12 protein-coding genes are annotated in these 14,374 nt (G+C 65.0%); 5 read left to right on the top strand and 7 right to left on the bottom strand.

All coding sequences use genetic code 11. From position 1 onward, the window contains the following. Nucleotides 1–3: 3 nt before the first annotated feature. Entirely contained in the window at nt 4–1,131 is a 1,128-nt protein-coding gene (locus tag ACLFLU_RS23675; RefSeq protein WP_426407269.1) for an alpha-hydroxy acid oxidase, read from the bottom strand. Between the two features lie 291 nt (nt 1,132–1,422). On the opposite strand from ACLFLU_RS23675, the gene ACLFLU_RS23670 reads away from it, so the two are divergent. Continuing rightward, nucleotides 1,423–2,760: a S41 family peptidase gene (locus tag ACLFLU_RS23670; protein ID WP_426407268.1), complete on the top strand. Its 1,338-nt coding sequence runs from the start codon at nt 1,423–1,425 to the stop codon at nt 2,758–2,760. Nucleotides 2,761–2,902: 142 nt separating this feature from the next. Here the strand turns inward: ACLFLU_RS23670 and ACLFLU_RS23665 are convergent, their stop codons facing one another. Next, on the bottom strand, nt 2,903–5,623 hold the full coding sequence (locus tag ACLFLU_RS23665; protein WP_426407267.1) for a bifunctional diguanylate cyclase/phosphodiesterase: 2,721 nt from the start codon (nt 5,621–5,623) through the stop codon (nt 2,903–2,905). A 316-nt stretch (nt 5,624–5,939) separates the two neighbouring features. On the opposite strand from ACLFLU_RS23665, the gene ACLFLU_RS23660 reads away from it, so the two are divergent. Further along, entirely contained in the window at nt 5,940–6,104 is a 165-nt protein-coding gene (locus ACLFLU_RS23660) for a Flp family type IVb pilin (RefSeq protein ID WP_426407266.1), read from the top strand. Between the two features lie 8 nt (nt 6,105–6,112). Here ACLFLU_RS23660 and moaC read toward each other — a convergent pair whose 3' ends face one another. From moaC to ACLFLU_RS23640, 4 genes are read right to left on the bottom strand one after another with little or no spacing between them, the layout of a single operon-like run. After that, a complete protein-coding gene (moaC, locus tag ACLFLU_RS23655) occupies nt 6,113–6,640 on the bottom strand; it encodes a cyclic pyranopterin monophosphate synthase MoaC (protein ID WP_426407265.1) in 528 nt (175 codons plus the stop codon). A gap of 1 nt (nt 6,641) precedes the next feature. Next, a complete protein-coding gene (gene trpC, locus ACLFLU_RS23650) occupies nt 6,642–7,463 on the bottom strand; it encodes an indole-3-glycerol phosphate synthase TrpC (RefSeq protein WP_426407264.1) in 822 nt (273 codons plus the stop codon). Between the two features lie 7 nt (nt 7,464–7,470). Beyond that, nucleotides 7,471–8,484 (bottom strand): anthranilate phosphoribosyltransferase, encoded by a 1,014-nt coding sequence (gene trpD, locus ACLFLU_RS23645; RefSeq protein ID WP_426407263.1) that lies wholly within the window; start codon nt 8,482–8,484, stop codon nt 7,471–7,473. Between the two features lie 14 nt (nt 8,485–8,498). Further along, nucleotides 8,499–10,397 carry a SurA N-terminal domain-containing protein gene (locus ACLFLU_RS23640; RefSeq protein WP_426407262.1) on the bottom strand — a complete coding sequence of 633 codons (1,899 nt, stop codon included), beginning with the start codon at nt 10,395–10,397 and terminating at the stop codon, nt 8,499–8,501. A 222-nt stretch (nt 10,398–10,619) separates the two neighbouring features. Here ACLFLU_RS23640 and tpiA point away from each other — a divergent pair, with 222 nt between their 5' ends. The 3 genes from tpiA to ACLFLU_RS23625 all read left to right on the top strand — a co-directional run bounded on the left by tpiA (nt 10,620) and on the right by ACLFLU_RS23625 (nt 13,692). Beyond that, nucleotides 10,620–11,375 (top strand): triose-phosphate isomerase, encoded by a 756-nt coding sequence (tpiA, locus tag ACLFLU_RS23635; protein WP_426407261.1) that lies wholly within the window; start codon nt 10,620–10,622, stop codon nt 11,373–11,375. Nucleotides 11,376–11,504: 129 nt separating this feature from the next. Next, the gene (gene secG / locus ACLFLU_RS23630; RefSeq protein WP_426407260.1) at nt 11,505–11,894 is read left to right on the top strand and encodes a preprotein translocase subunit SecG; all 390 of its coding nucleotides are present in this window, start codon (nt 11,505–11,507) and stop codon (nt 11,892–11,894) included. Nucleotides 11,895–12,060: 166 nt separating this feature from the next. Further along, entirely contained in the window at nt 12,061–13,692 is a 1,632-nt protein-coding gene (locus ACLFLU_RS23625) for a CTP synthase (RefSeq protein ID WP_426407259.1), read from the top strand. Nucleotides 13,693–13,696: 4 nt separating this feature from the next. On the opposite strand, the gene ACLFLU_RS23620 is transcribed toward ACLFLU_RS23625, so the two are convergent. Next, nucleotides 13,697–14,359, bottom strand: a complete 663-nt coding sequence (locus ACLFLU_RS23620; protein WP_426407258.1) for a class I SAM-dependent methyltransferase — start codon at nt 14,357–14,359, stop codon at nt 13,697–13,699. Nucleotides 14,360–14,374 lie beyond the last annotated feature (15 nt).

Genomic DNA, 14,374 nt, shown 5'->3' with positions numbered 1-14,374 from the left:
CCTTCAGTATCGGTAGGGTTCATGGTCGAACAGCGGGAATGCGCTGAACACGCTCGGCGCATTGGTTGCGGTGGCCTGGTGCAGGCAGGATTTGTTGACCTCGGCGAACGAGGTGGCGCCCAGCAGGCCGAGGCAACGCAGCACCTCGTCCTCGAGCAGCTCGAGCATTCGCGCCACGCCGGTTTCGCCGGCTGCCGCCAGGGCCCAGCATTGCAGCCGGCCGATGCCGACGAGGTCGGCGCCCGCAGCGATCGCCTTGACGATGTCGGTGCCGCGGCAGATCCCGCCATCCACCATGATCTTGGCGCGACCCTTCACCGCGTCGACGACCTCGGGCAGCACATGCATGGCGCCGCGGCCGTGATCGAGCTGGCGACCGCCGTGGTTGGAGACATAAATCCACTCGACGCCGTGATCGATCGCGATCTGCGCGTCCTCGGCGGTGGCGATGCCCTTGAGGATCAGCGGTATCTTGAACTTGTCCTTGACCATCTTCACGGTCCGCCACTCCAGCCCCTTCTGGAAATCGCCGCCAGTGGCGCGCAGGCGGCTTTCGCGAACGTAGCGCTTGGCGATGTCACGCTCACGACGGCTGTAATGGGCGGTGTCGACGGTCAGGCAGAATGCGGCATATTTGGCCTTCTCGGCGCGGCTGACGACGTCGGCGACGAACGCGTCATCGCCGCGGACATAGAGCTGGTACATGCGCAGCGCGTCGGGAGCGGCTTCGGCGGTCTTCTCCAGGCCGGGCTCGGAGACCGAGCTCAACATGTGCGACGCGCCGAAGGTGCCGGCCGCGCGTGCGACGCTGGCGGCGCCGTGCGGATCGAAGATTTCGAGCGCACCGACGGGGGCGAGCACCACCGGCAGGCGCATCTTGCGGCCGAAATGCTCGACCGAGCCGGAGACCTTGCGCACGTCGCGCAGCACACGCGGGCGGAAAGCGATCTCGTCCAGGGCCATGCGGTTGCGGCGCATCGTGGTTTCAGTCTCGGCGGCGCCGACGATGTAGTCCCAGGCGTTCTGGTTGAGGTTGGAACGCGCCTTCCGGATGAATTCGTGCAGGTTCTGGAACGGCTCGTTGCTGGCACCGAGTTCGACGTTCCGTTCCGGCCGGAGTGCTTCGTTCATTGTTATCCTCCCGAGAATTTGAAGCCTTATGTCATCGGGTATCTCGTCCGGCCCTCCAAAACCATCCTAAAATCGCATAGCTGCGAAGCGTGGCTCGGCCGATCGATTCCCGATGGGCGGGCGATGGTTTCGGAACGTTGCCAAAAGTTTAGGCCAGGGCGAAGGGATTTTTGCGATATACCCGCGGGCGTGGCAGCCCGGCCTTGAAGAAACCTGAATGGTATTGTGAGAACCGGGCTGGATCGCCATTTGCCTGGCGTCCCGTCCCAAGAGATAAAGGCCAGCCATTCCATGCGGAAAACCCTGCTGTTCCCCCTCGGCGCGCTCACCGGAGTGTGCCTGACCCTCCTCGTATCCGGTCCGCAGGGCGGACTTTGGGCGGCACGGGCGGCAGCGGGCGCGGATGATGCCTATTCCCAGCTCAACCTGTTCGGAGAAGTTTTCGAACGGGTGAAGGCGAGCTACGTCGAGAAGCCCGATAATTCCAAGCTGATCGAGGGCGCGATCACGGGCATGGTGACCTCGCTCGATCCGCATTCCCGCTACATGAACGACAAGGCCTGGACCGAAATGCAGGAGACCACCTCCGGCGAGTTCGGCGGGCTCGGCATCGAGGTCACGATGGAGGAGGGCCTGGTCAAGGTCGTCTCGCCCATCGACGACACGCCGGCGTCCAAGGCCGGCCTCATGTCCGGCGACCTCATTAGCAAGATCGACGGCGAAAACGTGCAGGGCATGACGCTCGAGCAGGCCGTCAACAAGATGAAGGGGCCGGTCGACACCAAGACCAAGCTCACCATCATGCGCAAGGGCGCCGATGCGCCGATGGATGTCGCGATCACACGCGAGATCATCCATGTCCGCCCCGTCCGCTTCCACGTCGAGAACGGCGACATCGGCTATATCCGAGTCACCTCGTTCAACGAGCAGACCACCGACGGCCTGAAGAAGGCGATCGCCTCGATCTCCAAGGACGTCCCGCAGGAAAAGCTGGTCGGCTACGTGATGGACCTGCGCAACAATCCGGGCGGATTGCTCGACCAGGCCGTGTCGGTGTCCAGCGCGTTCCTGCAGCGCGGCGAGGTGGTCTCGACCCGCGGCCGCAATCCGGAAGAGACCCAGCGCTTCACCGCGCATGGCGGCGACCTGACCAAGGGCAAGCCGCTGGTGGTTCTGGTCAACGGCGGCTCGGCTTCGGCCTCGGAGATCGTGGCCGGCGCACTGCATGACCACAAGCGTGCCACGATCATCGGCACGCGCTCGTTCGGCAAGGGCTCGGTGCAGACCATCATTCCACTCGGCGCCGGCAACGGCGCGCTGGCGCTGACCACGGCGCGCTACTACACGCCGTCGGGCCGCTCGATCCAGGCTCAGGGCATCGCGCCTGACATCGAGATCCTCCAGGATGTGCCGGCCGAGTTGAAGGGCCGCATCGACACCATGGCGGAGTCGCAGATGCGCGGCCATCTGCAGGCCGCCGACGGCACCGAGCAGACAGGATCGCAGTCCTATGTGCCGCCGGAAGAGAAGGACGACAAGGCGCTGCACGCGGCCTACGATTTCCTGCACGGCGTCACCGTGAACGCGGCAGCCGCGAAGCCGGCGCCGAAGACCACGGTGCCGAACTAGCTGATCGAGTGTCGAGATGCCGTAGGGTGGGCGAAGGAGCGTAAGCGACGTGCCCACCGCTTCTGCATGCGCGGTGAGACAAGAGCTTCGCTTTGCTCACCCCACGAATTCCCACGTCACGGCAAGCGGGTGAAGGCTGGATTTAACCTGCCTCACGGCGGCGAGCTTCTTTGCCGTCGCGCTGGGCGAGGCGGCTGCGATGGAGTGCAAACAGCTCCATGACCTTGTCGGCCGGCTTTGCGGCGCTGAACAGGTAGCCTTGCATCTCGGTGCAGCCGAGCGTGCGTAGCAGCCGCTGCTGTTCCTCGGTCTCGACGCCTTCGGCCGTGGTCGCCATGCGGCGGGCGCTGGCGAGATTGACCACGGCCTGCACGATGCTGGCAGAGCCGTCGGGGCCTGCGATGTCGTTGACGAAGCAGCGGTCGATCTTGATCTTGTCGAACGGGAAGCGGTGCAAATAGCTCAGCGAGGAGTAGCCGGTGCCGAAATCGTCGAGCGCGATGCGGACGCCGATGGCGCGGAGCTGGTGCAGGATCGCAAGCGCGGTCTCGTCGTCGCGGATCAGCACGGCCTCGGTGATCTCGAGCTCAAGCCGGCTCGCCGGCAGATTGGAGGCGGCCAGCGCCGCCATGATCTTCAGCGCCAGCGTGCCGCTCTTGAACTGCACCGGCGAGACGTTGACGGCGAGGCGGATGTCGTCCGGCCAGCCGGCAGCGTCGCCGCAGGCAGTCGCCAGCACCCATTCGCCGATCTCGTTGATCAGCCCGGTATCCTCGGCGATCGGGATGAACTCGGCCGGTGAGACCATGCCGCGCTCGGGGTGGCGCCAGCGCACCAGCGCCTCGCAGCCGGTGATGCGGTCGTCCTTGAGGCTGAGGCAGGGCTGGTAATAGACCTCGAGGCCGCCATGGGCGATGGCGTGGCGCAGATCGATTTCCAGCTGGCGCCGCTCGCGCACCTTGGCGTCCATTTCCGGCTCGAAGAATCGGTAGGTGCGGCGCCCGGCGGATTTGGCGGCGTACATCGCCATGTCCGCGTTCTTCAGGATCTGGTCCAGCGCGGTGCCGTGTCCCGGTGCCAGCGCAATGCCGATACTGGCGTCGGTGGTGAGATGATGGCCCATGCAGTCGAACGGCTTGCGGATCGCCGCGAAGACCCGTGCGACGAGCTCGTTGACCTGGTCCTGCGAGGTCACCGCGCTCTGCACGATCGCGAACTCGTCGCCCCCGAGCCGGGCCACGAAGTCGGAGGGGCCGGCACAGCCGCGGAGGCTCTCCGCCACGGACTTTAAAAGCTCGTCGCCGACGAGATGGCCGAGCGCGTCGTTGACGCCCTTGAATTCGTCGATGTCGATGTAGTGAACCGCGAACTCTTCGCCGTCGACGATGCCGAGGAGCTCTCCGCGCAGATGTTCGTGGAACATGGCGCGGTTCGGCAGGTCGGTCAGCGCGTCGTAGTGCGCCAGATGGGTGATGCGCTCCTCGATGCGGCGACGTTCGGTGATGTCCTCATGGGTCGCGACCCAGCCGCCGTCGCCGAGCGGCTCGTTGACGATCTGGATCGAGCGGCCATCGCCGGTGTCGACGACCATGGAGTTGCGCACGTGGATTTCGCGCAGCACGCGTGCGACATACTGGTCCACATCGCCGGGGAACGATCCCGTGGCCTTGCGATGCGCGATGATGTCGAGAAAGCTGTGGCCGGGTTTCACGATCTCGGGCGACAACCCGTACATCTCGATGTAGCGCTGGTTGCAGACCACGAGCTTTTGCGAGGAGTCGAACAGCAGCAGGCCCTGGGTCATGTTGTTGATGGCGCGGTCGAGGCGCTGCTTCTCCAGCGTCAGCCGTTCCCGGGACATGCGATGCTGCTCCAGGAGCTTGCGCACGATCGCGATCAGCACGCCGGCGATCGCGAGCGCAGAGGCGCCGGCGACCGAAATCAGGATACCGATCTGCTCGCGCCAGTCGGCAAGCGCCGCCGCGCGCGTGGTCGTCGCCATCATCAGGATCGGGAAGTGGGGCAGGGCACGCGCCGAGACCAGCCGGTCCTCGCCGTCGACCGGGCTCACGACGCGGCCGGCGAAGTGATCCAGCGCGAAGATCTTTTGCTGCTCGAACGAACCGTTCCTGAAATTGTGTCCCATCATCTCGCTGGACTGCGGGAAACGGGCAAGCAAAGTGCCGTCCCGATGCAGCATCGAGATCGTCGCGCCTTCGCCGAGCATGACGGTCTCGAAGAATTTCTCGAAATTGGCCGGCTCGATGCCCCGTCCGACGATGCCCATGAACTCGCCGTGCGGTCCCACGATCTTGCGCACGATCAGGATGGTCCAGGCGCCGGAGATGCGGCTGTGCACCGGTTCGATCAGTACGTCGGGCGCCTGCGGATCGTATCGGAAGGTCCGATAATAGGAGCGGTCGGCAACGTTGACCTTCGGGGCCGGCCATGTCGTCGAGGAATTGATGACATTGCCGTCGGCATCGATGATGTTGACGCCGCCCATGTAAGGTAGCGCCTCGATCTTCGAACGTAGCAGCTGGTGCACGTCCTGGCCGGCAAGGCGCCTGCGATAGTCCTCCGCGGTCGTGATTCCGCTTGCGCGCACATGGCCGACGAAGTCCTTCTGGATGACTGCGAAATCCTGCAATTGCTGATCGAAATGATGGGCGAGCAGCAGCACGGTGTTCTCCAGCTCACGGCCGGAGTTGCGCAGCGCGCGCTCGCGGAAATTCTGCGCCATCAGAACCGCGCCGACGGCGATCGCAGCGATCAGGAGTGTGCCGCCCATCACCAGCCAGCGGATCGGCCCGCTGCGCACGAAGGCCTGGTCAAGGAGACGACTGCCGTATCTCGTCATCATGTCGTCGCTGCCGTACACACGTCAGGGTCAATTCACGACCCCCGTAACATCCGTTAGTTTACGGGATCGATGTGGAGGCGACGTTAGGAAGCGCGGTTAACGCGAAATAAACCGCAACATACAAATGCGATCGATGCGCATCGCGAGAGGTGTGCAGGTTTTGCCTGCAATGGCCGTGATGCCGGTCAGTTCTTGCCGGTCGCAGCGACATCAACCAGCGCTTAACCATCTAACCTGTTGACAGTCTTCAGTGCCGCACTGGTGCGCGATTTGCAGGCCGGACGGGCAACGACGCCGAGAGTACACGCATACGATCATGAAAAAGACTTTGAAGAATTTTTGCGCCGACGAATCCGGTGCGACCGCGATCGAATACGGCCTGATCGCCGCGGGCATCGCGCTCGCCATCATCACCGTCGTCAACGGCATGGGCAGCAAGCTCAGCGCAAAATTCGGCTCGATCAACTCGTCGCTGAAGTAGGAGCGTGGTCAGGCGCGATAGTGGCCCGACTTGCCGCCAAGCTTTTCGATGAGCCGGATGCCCTCGATGCGGACGCCGCGTTCCACCGCCTTGATCATGTCGTAGATGGTGAGGCAGGCGACTGTAACAGCCGTCAGCGCTTCCATCTCGACGCCGGTCGGACCGGTCACCTTGACGCTGGCACGCACCACGCAGCCCGGCAGTTTCGCGTCGGGCTCGATGTCGACCGTCACCTTCGACAGCGCGAGCGGATGACAGAGCGGGATCAGCTCCGAGGTGCGTTTCGCCGCCATGATTCCGGCGATGCGCGCGGTGCCGAGCACGTCGCCCTTCTTGGCATTGCCGGAAACGATCAGCTCGAGCGTCGCCTTTTCCATGACGACGCGCCCTTCGGCAACGGCGAGCCGCTCGGTTGCGGCCTTGTCCGAGACATCGACCATCCGCGCCTCGCCGGAGGCGCTGATATGGGTGAGGGCAGGGCTCGCCTTGTTCAACGACTTGGTCTTCGGCTTGGTCCTGGACGGCTTGCGCGCCATATCAGCGCGTGCCTGTGGCGCGGGCCGTGGTCTCGCGCGCAAGCAGCGTGCGCGTCGCCGCGGTGACGTCGGCCTGCCGCATCAGGCTCTCGCCGACCAGGAAAGTCGACATGCCCACGCGCGCGAGCCGGGCGAGATCGGCAGGCGTGAAGATGCCGCTCTCGCCGACCATCAGCCGCTCGTCGGGAATCAGCGGCGCCAGCGTCTCGCTGGTCGCAAGCGTGGTCTCGAAGGTGCGTAAGTTCCGGTTGTTGACGCCGATCATCGGCGAGCGGAGCTTCAGCGCCCGGTCGAGCTCGGCGCGATCGTGGATCTCGATCAGCACGTCCATGCCATAGGCGATTGCTGCGTCTTCGAGGTCCTTGGCCGTGGCATCGTCGAGTGCGGCCATGATGATGAGGATGCAATCGGCGCCGTGGGCACGGGCTTCGACGACTTGATAGGTGTCGAACAGAAAATCCTTGCGCAGCACCGGCAGCGAGGTCGCCGCGCGCGCTGCGACCATGAAGTCGAGATGACCCTGAAACGAGGGCGTGTCGGTCAGCACCGACAGACAGGCTGCGCCGCCCGCTTCATAAGCCTTGGCGAGATCAGGCGGATCGAAATCCGCGCGGATCAGCCCCTTGGACGGCGAGGCCTTCTTCACCTCGGCGATCAGCGCATAGTCGCCATTGGCGTGCTTGGCCCTGATCGCGCGCACGAAGCCGCGGGGTGCGCCCTGCGCCTTGGCCTTTGCCTCTACTGCCGCGAGCGGCCGCGCGCGCTTGGCCGCGGCAATCTCTTCGCGCTTGTAGGCTTCGATCTTGGTCAGGATATCAGACATGACAGGCTCAGCTGTTCGAGACCGCGATCAGATGTTTCAGCCGCGCGCTTGCCGCGCCGCTGTCGAGCGATTTCGCACCGATCGCGACGCCCTCCTTGAGGTCCTTGGCGCGGCCGGCGACGATGAGCGCGGCGGCGGCGTTCATCAGCGCGACGTCGCGATAGGGGCTCGGCTTGCCGTCGAGCACGCTTTGCAGCGCGATCGCGTTTGCGTCTGCATCACCGCCCTTGAGTGCACCGGGCTCGCAGCGCGCCAAGCCGGCGTCCTCGGGCGTCACCTCGAAATTCCGGATCTCGCCGTTGTGGAGCGCGGAGACGAAGGTCGGGCCGGTAAGGGTGATCTCGTCCAGCCCGTCGGAGCCGTGCACCACCCAGGCGGATTCGGAGCCGAGATTCTTCAGCACCTGCGCCAGCGGCTGCACCCATTGCCGCGAGAACACGCCGACCATCTGCCGCTTTACGCCGGCGGGGTTGGACAGCGGTCCGAGCAGATTGAAGATCGTGCGGGTGGCGAGCTCGACCCGGGTCGGACCGACGTTCTTCATCGCGGGATGATGAGCCGGCGCGAACATGAAGCCGATGCCGCATTCGCGCACGCAGCGCCCGACCTGCTCGGGCTTGAGGTCGATCTTCACGCCGAGCGAGGCCAGCACGTCGGCGGCGCCCGAGCGCGAGGACAGCGCGCGGTTGCCGTGCTTGGCGACCGGCAGGCCGGTGCCCGAGACGATGAACGACGCGCAGGTCGAGACGTTGACCGAGCCGGAGCCGTCGCCGCCGGTGCCGACGATGTCGACGGCGTCCGCCGGCGCATCGACCGTGAGCATCTTCGAACGCATTGCCGAGACCGCGCCGGTGATCTCCTCAACGGTCTCGCCGCGCACGCGTAGCGCCATCAACAGGCCGCCCATCTGCGAGGGCGTGGCCTCGCCGGACATCACGGCATCGAAGGCGGAGGCGGCTTCCTCACGCGACAGGCTGGCGCCGGTCGCCACTTTTCCAATGATCGATTTCAGGTCGTCCATCGCGTGCTTTCAACTCACTGGTTCGCGCCCGTCACCTGCGCGAAGGCGGCCTGATTAATGGTGGTCCCGATGTCGGTCTGGAGCTTGTTGACGTAGGAGGCAACCTGCTCGTCGGTCAGTGACCGGTCGATGCTGTCCTTCAGCTTCTTGACGGCGTCGGAGGCGGTATCGATGGCGGGATCGACGATGTCGGTGACGCGGTAGACGATGACTTCGCTGCCGCCGGTCACGGGCGCCTGTCCGATGCCGTCCTTGGCGGTGCGGAAGGCGGCTGCGACGATGTTCGCAGGCACGCCGGCCGGCTGATCATCGCGCTTGAAGCCGCTGGCGGTCTCGACCTTGGCGTTGATCGCAGCCGCCTCGTCGGCGAGCTTGCCGCCCTGTTCGAGCTTCTGCACCATCTCGGTCGCCTTCGCCTTCAGCTTGGTGGCGATCTGGTCCTGGCGCCAGCGGGCTTCGACCTGGTCGCGCACCTCGTCGAGGTTGCGGTCGCGCGACGGCGTGATGGCGAGCACGTCGTACCAGACATAGCCGCCCTTGAACGAGATCGGGTCGTTGTCGACGCCGACGTCGCTGTTGAAGGCCTGCGACACCACATCGAGGCCCTGCGGAATGTTGGCAACGGTCTGCCCGTTCGGCGCGCGGCCCGAGCGGTCGACGGCATCGATGGTCACGGCGGTGAGCCCGAGCTTCTGCGCCGCATCGGCGACGCTGGTGCCGGCGCCCCGCTCGTCTTCCATCTTGTCGCGGAGCTCGCCGACCTTGACGCGCGCACGCTCGGTTGCGATCTGGCGCTTCACGTCGCCGGCAAATTTGGCGTAGTCGGCCTCGGCGCCCGGCTCGATCTTGTCGACCTTGACGATCGAGACGCCGAGACGGCCCTGGATCGGCTGGCTGATCTCGCCTGCGGGAAGCGCGAAGGCGGCATCGCCGACGACGGGTTCGAGTGCGGATTTGGCCACGAGCCCGAGATCGACGTCGGTGGCGCTCAGTCCGCGCTCCTTGCCGAGGTCCTCGAAGGAGAGACCGCCGGCGAGGCGCTCGCGCGCGGCCTGCGCATCGGCAGCGTTCGGGAACACGATCTGGTGGATCTGGCGTTTCTCCGGCGTGGAGAGCTGGTCCTTGCGCTGATCGAACAGTTTCTTGGCATCGTCATCGGAGACGTCGCTCCACTTAGCGATCTCCTCCGGGGAGATCACGGCGAAGACGATCTTGCGATATTCGGGCGCGCGGAACTGGACCTTGTGATCCTCGAAAAAGGCGGCGAGCGCCTCGGGCGAGGGCGCCTCGATGGTGCCTGCCTGCGCGGTGTCGAGCCTGACGAACTCGATGGCGCGCTGTTCATTCTGAAAGCGCGTCGCGACGTCGAGCATGGCGTTCGGCGGCTCGAGGCCGGCACCGATCGTGCCGGTGATCTGCCGGCGCAGCGCCACCTTGCGCTGATCGGCGACGTAGCGCTGCTCGGTGTAGCCGAAATTGCGGATCAGGCCCTGGAAGCGGTTCGCGTCGAATTTGCCGTCGACGCCCTTGAAGTTCGGATCGTTCATGATGAGCTCGCGGATCTGCTCATCGGACTGGCCGAGCCCGAGCCGGCGTGCGTTTTCGTCGAGGGCGGCTTCCGCAATCGTCTGCTGGAGCACCTGGCGGTCAAGGCCGAACGCGCGCGCCTGTTCCGGCGTCAGCGGGCGGCCGAACTGGCGGCCGATCTGCTGGAGGCGGTCGGTGTAGATCTGGCGGAACTCGTTCAGCGAAATCTCGGTGTGGCCGACCTTGGCCACGGTGGACTGGCCGAAGCCCCGGAAAATGTCGGCGATGCCCCAAATGCCGAAGCTGATGATCAACACGCCCATCACGACGGCCATAATGGTCTTGCCGACCCAGTTTGATGAGGCCTTGCGCATTCCTCGAAGCATTTGGTCCAACTTGTCTGAAAGGAGGGGGACGGGAGCGCGTCTTAATGCAGATTCCGCAGAAGCGCGTCACCAAATTGATATGCCATCATAAAGTGGCGCCTTTCCCCCCGCAACCTCGGGTCAGGCCGCCCTTCGAATCTGCGGTTAAAAGCCCCTGGTCTCTGGAACTGCCGCGGCACCTCTGCTAGCGCATGCACAAACCTCATTTTGCTGGAAAATGACATGACCGATGCCATCCGACCGCTGATCGCCGGCAACTGGAAAATGAACGGCCTGAAGGCCGCGGCCGCCGAATTCGACGCCATGCTCAATGGCGCAGCAGAGGTGGCCGGCAAGGCCGATCTGCTGGTCTGCCCGCCGGCGACCCTGATCGCGGCCTTCGCAGACAAGGCCCGCGGCAAAAAGGTCGCCGTCGGGGCCCAGGATTGCCATCCCAAGGCCTCCGGCGCCCATACCGGCGATATCGCGGCCGAAATGCTGGCAGACGCGGGGGCGGCCGCCATCATTGTCGGCCATTCGGAGCGCCGCGCCGACCACGGCGAGGGCGATGCGCTGATCCGGCAGAAGGCGGAAGCCGCCTGGCGGGCTGGAGCGGTCGCGATCGTCTGCATCGGCGAGACGCAAGCCCAGCGCGATGCCGGACAGACCCTGGACATCCTCCGTGGCCAGCTCAACGGCTCGCTCCCGGACGGCTCCACGGCCGCCAATCTGGTCGTGGCCTATGAGCCGGTCTGGGCGATCGGCACGGGCCTCACTCCCACCGCCAAGGATGTCGAACAGATTCATAGCTTTATCCGGGAACTCCTGACCTCCCGGTTCAAGCCGGATGGGGCGGCGGTGCGGATCCTCTATGGCGGCTCGGTCAAGCCGTCGAACGCGGCCGAGCTGATGTCGGTGAAAAACGTCAACGGTGCGCTGGTCGGCGGCGCCAGCCTGAAAGCGGCCGATTTCCTTGCGATCGCCAAGGGCTGCCCCTAGCTAACCGAGGACCACGATCGGGGGTGGCAAAGCCCTTTCTGATCGTGTAACACCGCGCAACTTCAGGAAAACCCGCGAAGCGCGATCGGCCGCCGTCTCGGCGCTGTCGGCTTGTGACGGAAGGATACTATGCAGACTGTTGTCATCGTCATCCACCTCATGATCGTTGCTGTCATGATCGGTGCCGTCCTGCTCCAGAAGTCGGAAGGCGGCGGCCTCGGCATGGGCGGAGGCGCGGGCTTCATGTCGAGCCGCGGCACCGCGAATCTGTTGTCGCGCACCACCGCGATCCTCGCTGCCGGCTTCTTCCTGACCAGTCTGTTCCTGTCCTGGTACGCCGGCTACAACCGTGCGCCGTCCTCGATCATCGGCCAGCCGGCGTCGCAGACCCAGCCGGCCGGCGGCGGGCCGATCACCCCGCCGACCTCGGGCGGCATTCTGGATACGCTGAAGAAGGCGGACGAGCAGCAGCAGGCCCCGGCAGCGCCGAGCGGCCCGCAGGTGCCTCGCTCGCAATAAAGCAGGGGGGCCATGCAGGGCGGTGGCTACCGTCCTGCATCAACAATCCCCATCAAGGCTCTGTCACCACTCTTTGTTTTGGCTCACCCACAGGCCCGTAGATTCTTTCGGGCGGAATACGAATCGCTTTGGCGAATCGGATTCGAGGGATTAGAGGTTAGGTCCCATGGCGCGGTACATATTCATCACCGGCGGCGTGGTTTCTTCGCTCGGCAAGGGTTTGGCTTCAGCGGCACTCGGTGCCCTGCTGCAGGCCCGGGGCTACAAGGTCCGCCTCCGCAAGCTCGACCCCTATCTCAACCTCGATCCCGGAACGATGTCGCCGTATCAGCACGGCGAAGTGTTCGTGACCGATGACGGCGCGGAGACCGATCTCGATCTCGGTCATTACGAGCGCTTCACCGGGCGGCCTGCGACGAAGCAGGACAACATCACGACGGGGCGCATCTACCAGGACATCATCTCGAAGGAACGTCGCGGTGATTATCTCGGCGCGACCATCCAGGTGGTGCCGCACGTCACCAACGCGATCAAGGAATTCGTCCTCTCCGGCAATGACGATTACGACTTCGTGCTGGTCGAGATCGGCGGCACCGTCGGCGACATCGAAGGCCTGCCGTTCTTCGAGGCGATCCGCCAGCTCAAGAATGAGTTGCCGCGCGATCACGCCATCTACATTCACCTCACGCTGCTGCCGTACATCCCGAGCGCCGGCGAACTGAAGACGAAGCCGACGCAGCACTCGGTGAAGGAGCTGCGTTCGATCGGCATCCAGCCGGACATCCTGCTCTGCCGCACCGATCGCGAGATCCCGAAGGAAGAGCGGCGCAAGCTCGGCCTGTTCTGCAATGTGCGCGAGAGCGCCGTGATCGAGGCGCGCGACGCCGACAGCATCTATGCCGTGCCTGAAGCCTATCACGCGGCGGGCCTTGACGACGAAGTGCTCGCCGCCTTCGGCATCGAATCGCGCATCCCACCGGTGCTCAAGAGTTGGCACCAGATCAACGAGCGCATCCGTAATCCCGAGGGCGATGTCACCATCGCGATCGTCGGCAAATACACCGGGATGAAGGATGCGTATAAGTCGCTGATCGAGGCGCTGTCGCACGGCGGCATCGCCAACAAGGTGAAGGTCAATCTCGACTGGATCGAGAGCGAGATCTTCGAGAAGGAGGATCCGGCGCCGTTCCTCGAGCACGTCAACGGCATCCTGGTGCCGGGCGGCTTCGGCCAGCGCGGCGCGGAAGGCAAGATCCGCGCGGCGCAGTTCGCGCGCGAGCGCGACGTGCCGTATTTCGGCATCTGCTTCGGCATGCAGATGGCTGTCATCGAGGCCGCGCGAAACCTCGTCGGCATCGAAGAGGCCAACTCCACCGAGTTCGGTCCGACCAAGGAGCCGCTCGTCGGCCTGATGACGGAATGGCTGCGCGGCAATGAGCTCGAGAAGCGCTCGCAGGCCGGCGATCTCGGCGGCACGATGCGGCTTGGCGCTTATCCCGCCGCGCTCAACCGCGGCAGCCGCGTCTCGCAGGTCTATGGCGGCGCGACCGAAATTTCGGAACGCCACCGCCATCGCTACGAGGTCAACACCGCCTACAAGGACCGCCTCGAGCAGCACGGCCTGAAATTCTCCGGCCTCTCGCCCGACGGCGTGCTGCCGGAGATCGTCGAGTACGAGGATCATCCCTGGTTCATCGGCGTCCAGTTCCACCCCGAGCTGAAGTCGCGGCCGTTCGAACCGCACCCGCTGTTCGCCTCGTTCATCCAGGCGGCGATGGTGCAGAGCCGGTTGGTCTGACCCCTCAGGGCGACACGGTGAAGTCGTGCTCGCGATGCATCGCCTTTTGCGCGACTGGCGTTGAAGCGTGCGGCGCCAGCGATCCCGCAATGAGCGTCATCTGCGGCCGCCGCGTCAGCTTGTAGACGGCGGCCGGCGGCACGTTCAGGAAGGCGCGATCCACCAGCGTTGCGCGCAGGCCGAGACGGTCGAGCACCGGCCGCGGGATCGGGCAGCTCATGCCATAGGTGAATTGGTAGAAGGCGCCGCCGGGACGGACATAGCTGAATGCGCCGCCGAGGATCGAGATGACCTTGCGCGTCGACATGTTGAGCAGCGGCAGGCCGCTGACGACGGCGCCGACGGGCGCACCGTCATAGAGCCGCTCCGTCGCCAGCCGCGCCGCATCCATCCACAGCACGCGCGCGCCGGGGAAGCGCATTTGCAAGAGCTTCATGAAGTCCGAGCCGTATTCGATCAGCGTGAGATCCTGTGGCCTGACGCCGCGCTTCAGGAGCGTGTAGGTGAAGGCGCCGGTGCCGGGACCGAGCTCGAGGATCGGGCCGGTCTTCTCGGTGATCTCGCGCGTGATGAGATCGGCGAGCGCCGCGCCCGATGGCGCAATGGCGCCGACCCTGCGTGGTGAAGACATCCAGGACAGGAAGAAGGAGAGGAAATCGTTGGGCATGCGCACTCCGGCATC

This window comes from Bradyrhizobium ganzhouense (assembly GCF_049949285.1).
Taxonomy (GTDB): domain Bacteria; phylum Pseudomonadota; class Alphaproteobacteria; order Rhizobiales; family Xanthobacteraceae; genus Bradyrhizobium; species Bradyrhizobium ganzhouense.
Note: the sequence above shows the minus strand (reverse complement) of the source record. Positions and strands in the feature narration are given on the sequence as shown.

Excerpts from the sequence above, each read along its gene's own strand:
- ACLFLU_RS23675 (WP_426407269.1), bottom strand. The coding sequence starts at position 1,131 with ATGAACGAAGCACTCCGGCCGGAACGGAACGTCGAACTCGGTGCCAGC.
- ACLFLU_RS23670 (WP_426407268.1), top strand. The coding sequence starts at position 1,423 with ATGCGGAAAACCCTGCTGTTCCCCCTCGGCGCGCTCACCGGAGTGTGC.
- ACLFLU_RS23665 (WP_426407267.1), bottom strand. The coding sequence starts at position 5,623 with ATGATGACGAGATACGGCAGTCGTCTCCTTGACCAGGCCTTCGTGCGC.
- ACLFLU_RS23660 (WP_426407266.1), top strand. The coding sequence starts at position 5,940 with ATGAAAAAGACTTTGAAGAATTTTTGCGCCGACGAATCCGGTGCGACC.
- moaC (WP_426407265.1), bottom strand. The coding sequence starts at position 6,640 with ATGGCGCGCAAGCCGTCCAGGACCAAGCCGAAGACCAAGTCGTTGAAC.
- trpC (WP_426407264.1), bottom strand. The coding sequence starts at position 7,463 with ATGTCTGATATCCTGACCAAGATCGAAGCCTACAAGCGCGAAGAGATT.
- trpD (WP_426407263.1), bottom strand. The coding sequence starts at position 8,484 with ATGGACGACCTGAAATCGATCATTGGAAAAGTGGCGACCGGCGCCAGC.
- ACLFLU_RS23640 (WP_426407262.1), bottom strand. The coding sequence starts at position 10,397 with ATGCTTCGAGGAATGCGCAAGGCCTCATCAAACTGGGTCGGCAAGACC.
- tpiA (WP_426407261.1), top strand. The coding sequence starts at position 10,620 with ATGACCGATGCCATCCGACCGCTGATCGCCGGCAACTGGAAAATGAAC.
- secG (WP_426407260.1), top strand. The coding sequence starts at position 11,505 with ATGCAGACTGTTGTCATCGTCATCCACCTCATGATCGTTGCTGTCATG.
- ACLFLU_RS23625 (WP_426407259.1), top strand. The coding sequence starts at position 12,061 with ATGGCGCGGTACATATTCATCACCGGCGGCGTGGTTTCTTCGCTCGGC.
- ACLFLU_RS23620 (WP_426407258.1), bottom strand. The coding sequence starts at position 14,359 with ATGCCCAACGATTTCCTCTCCTTCTTCCTGTCCTGGATGTCTTCACCA.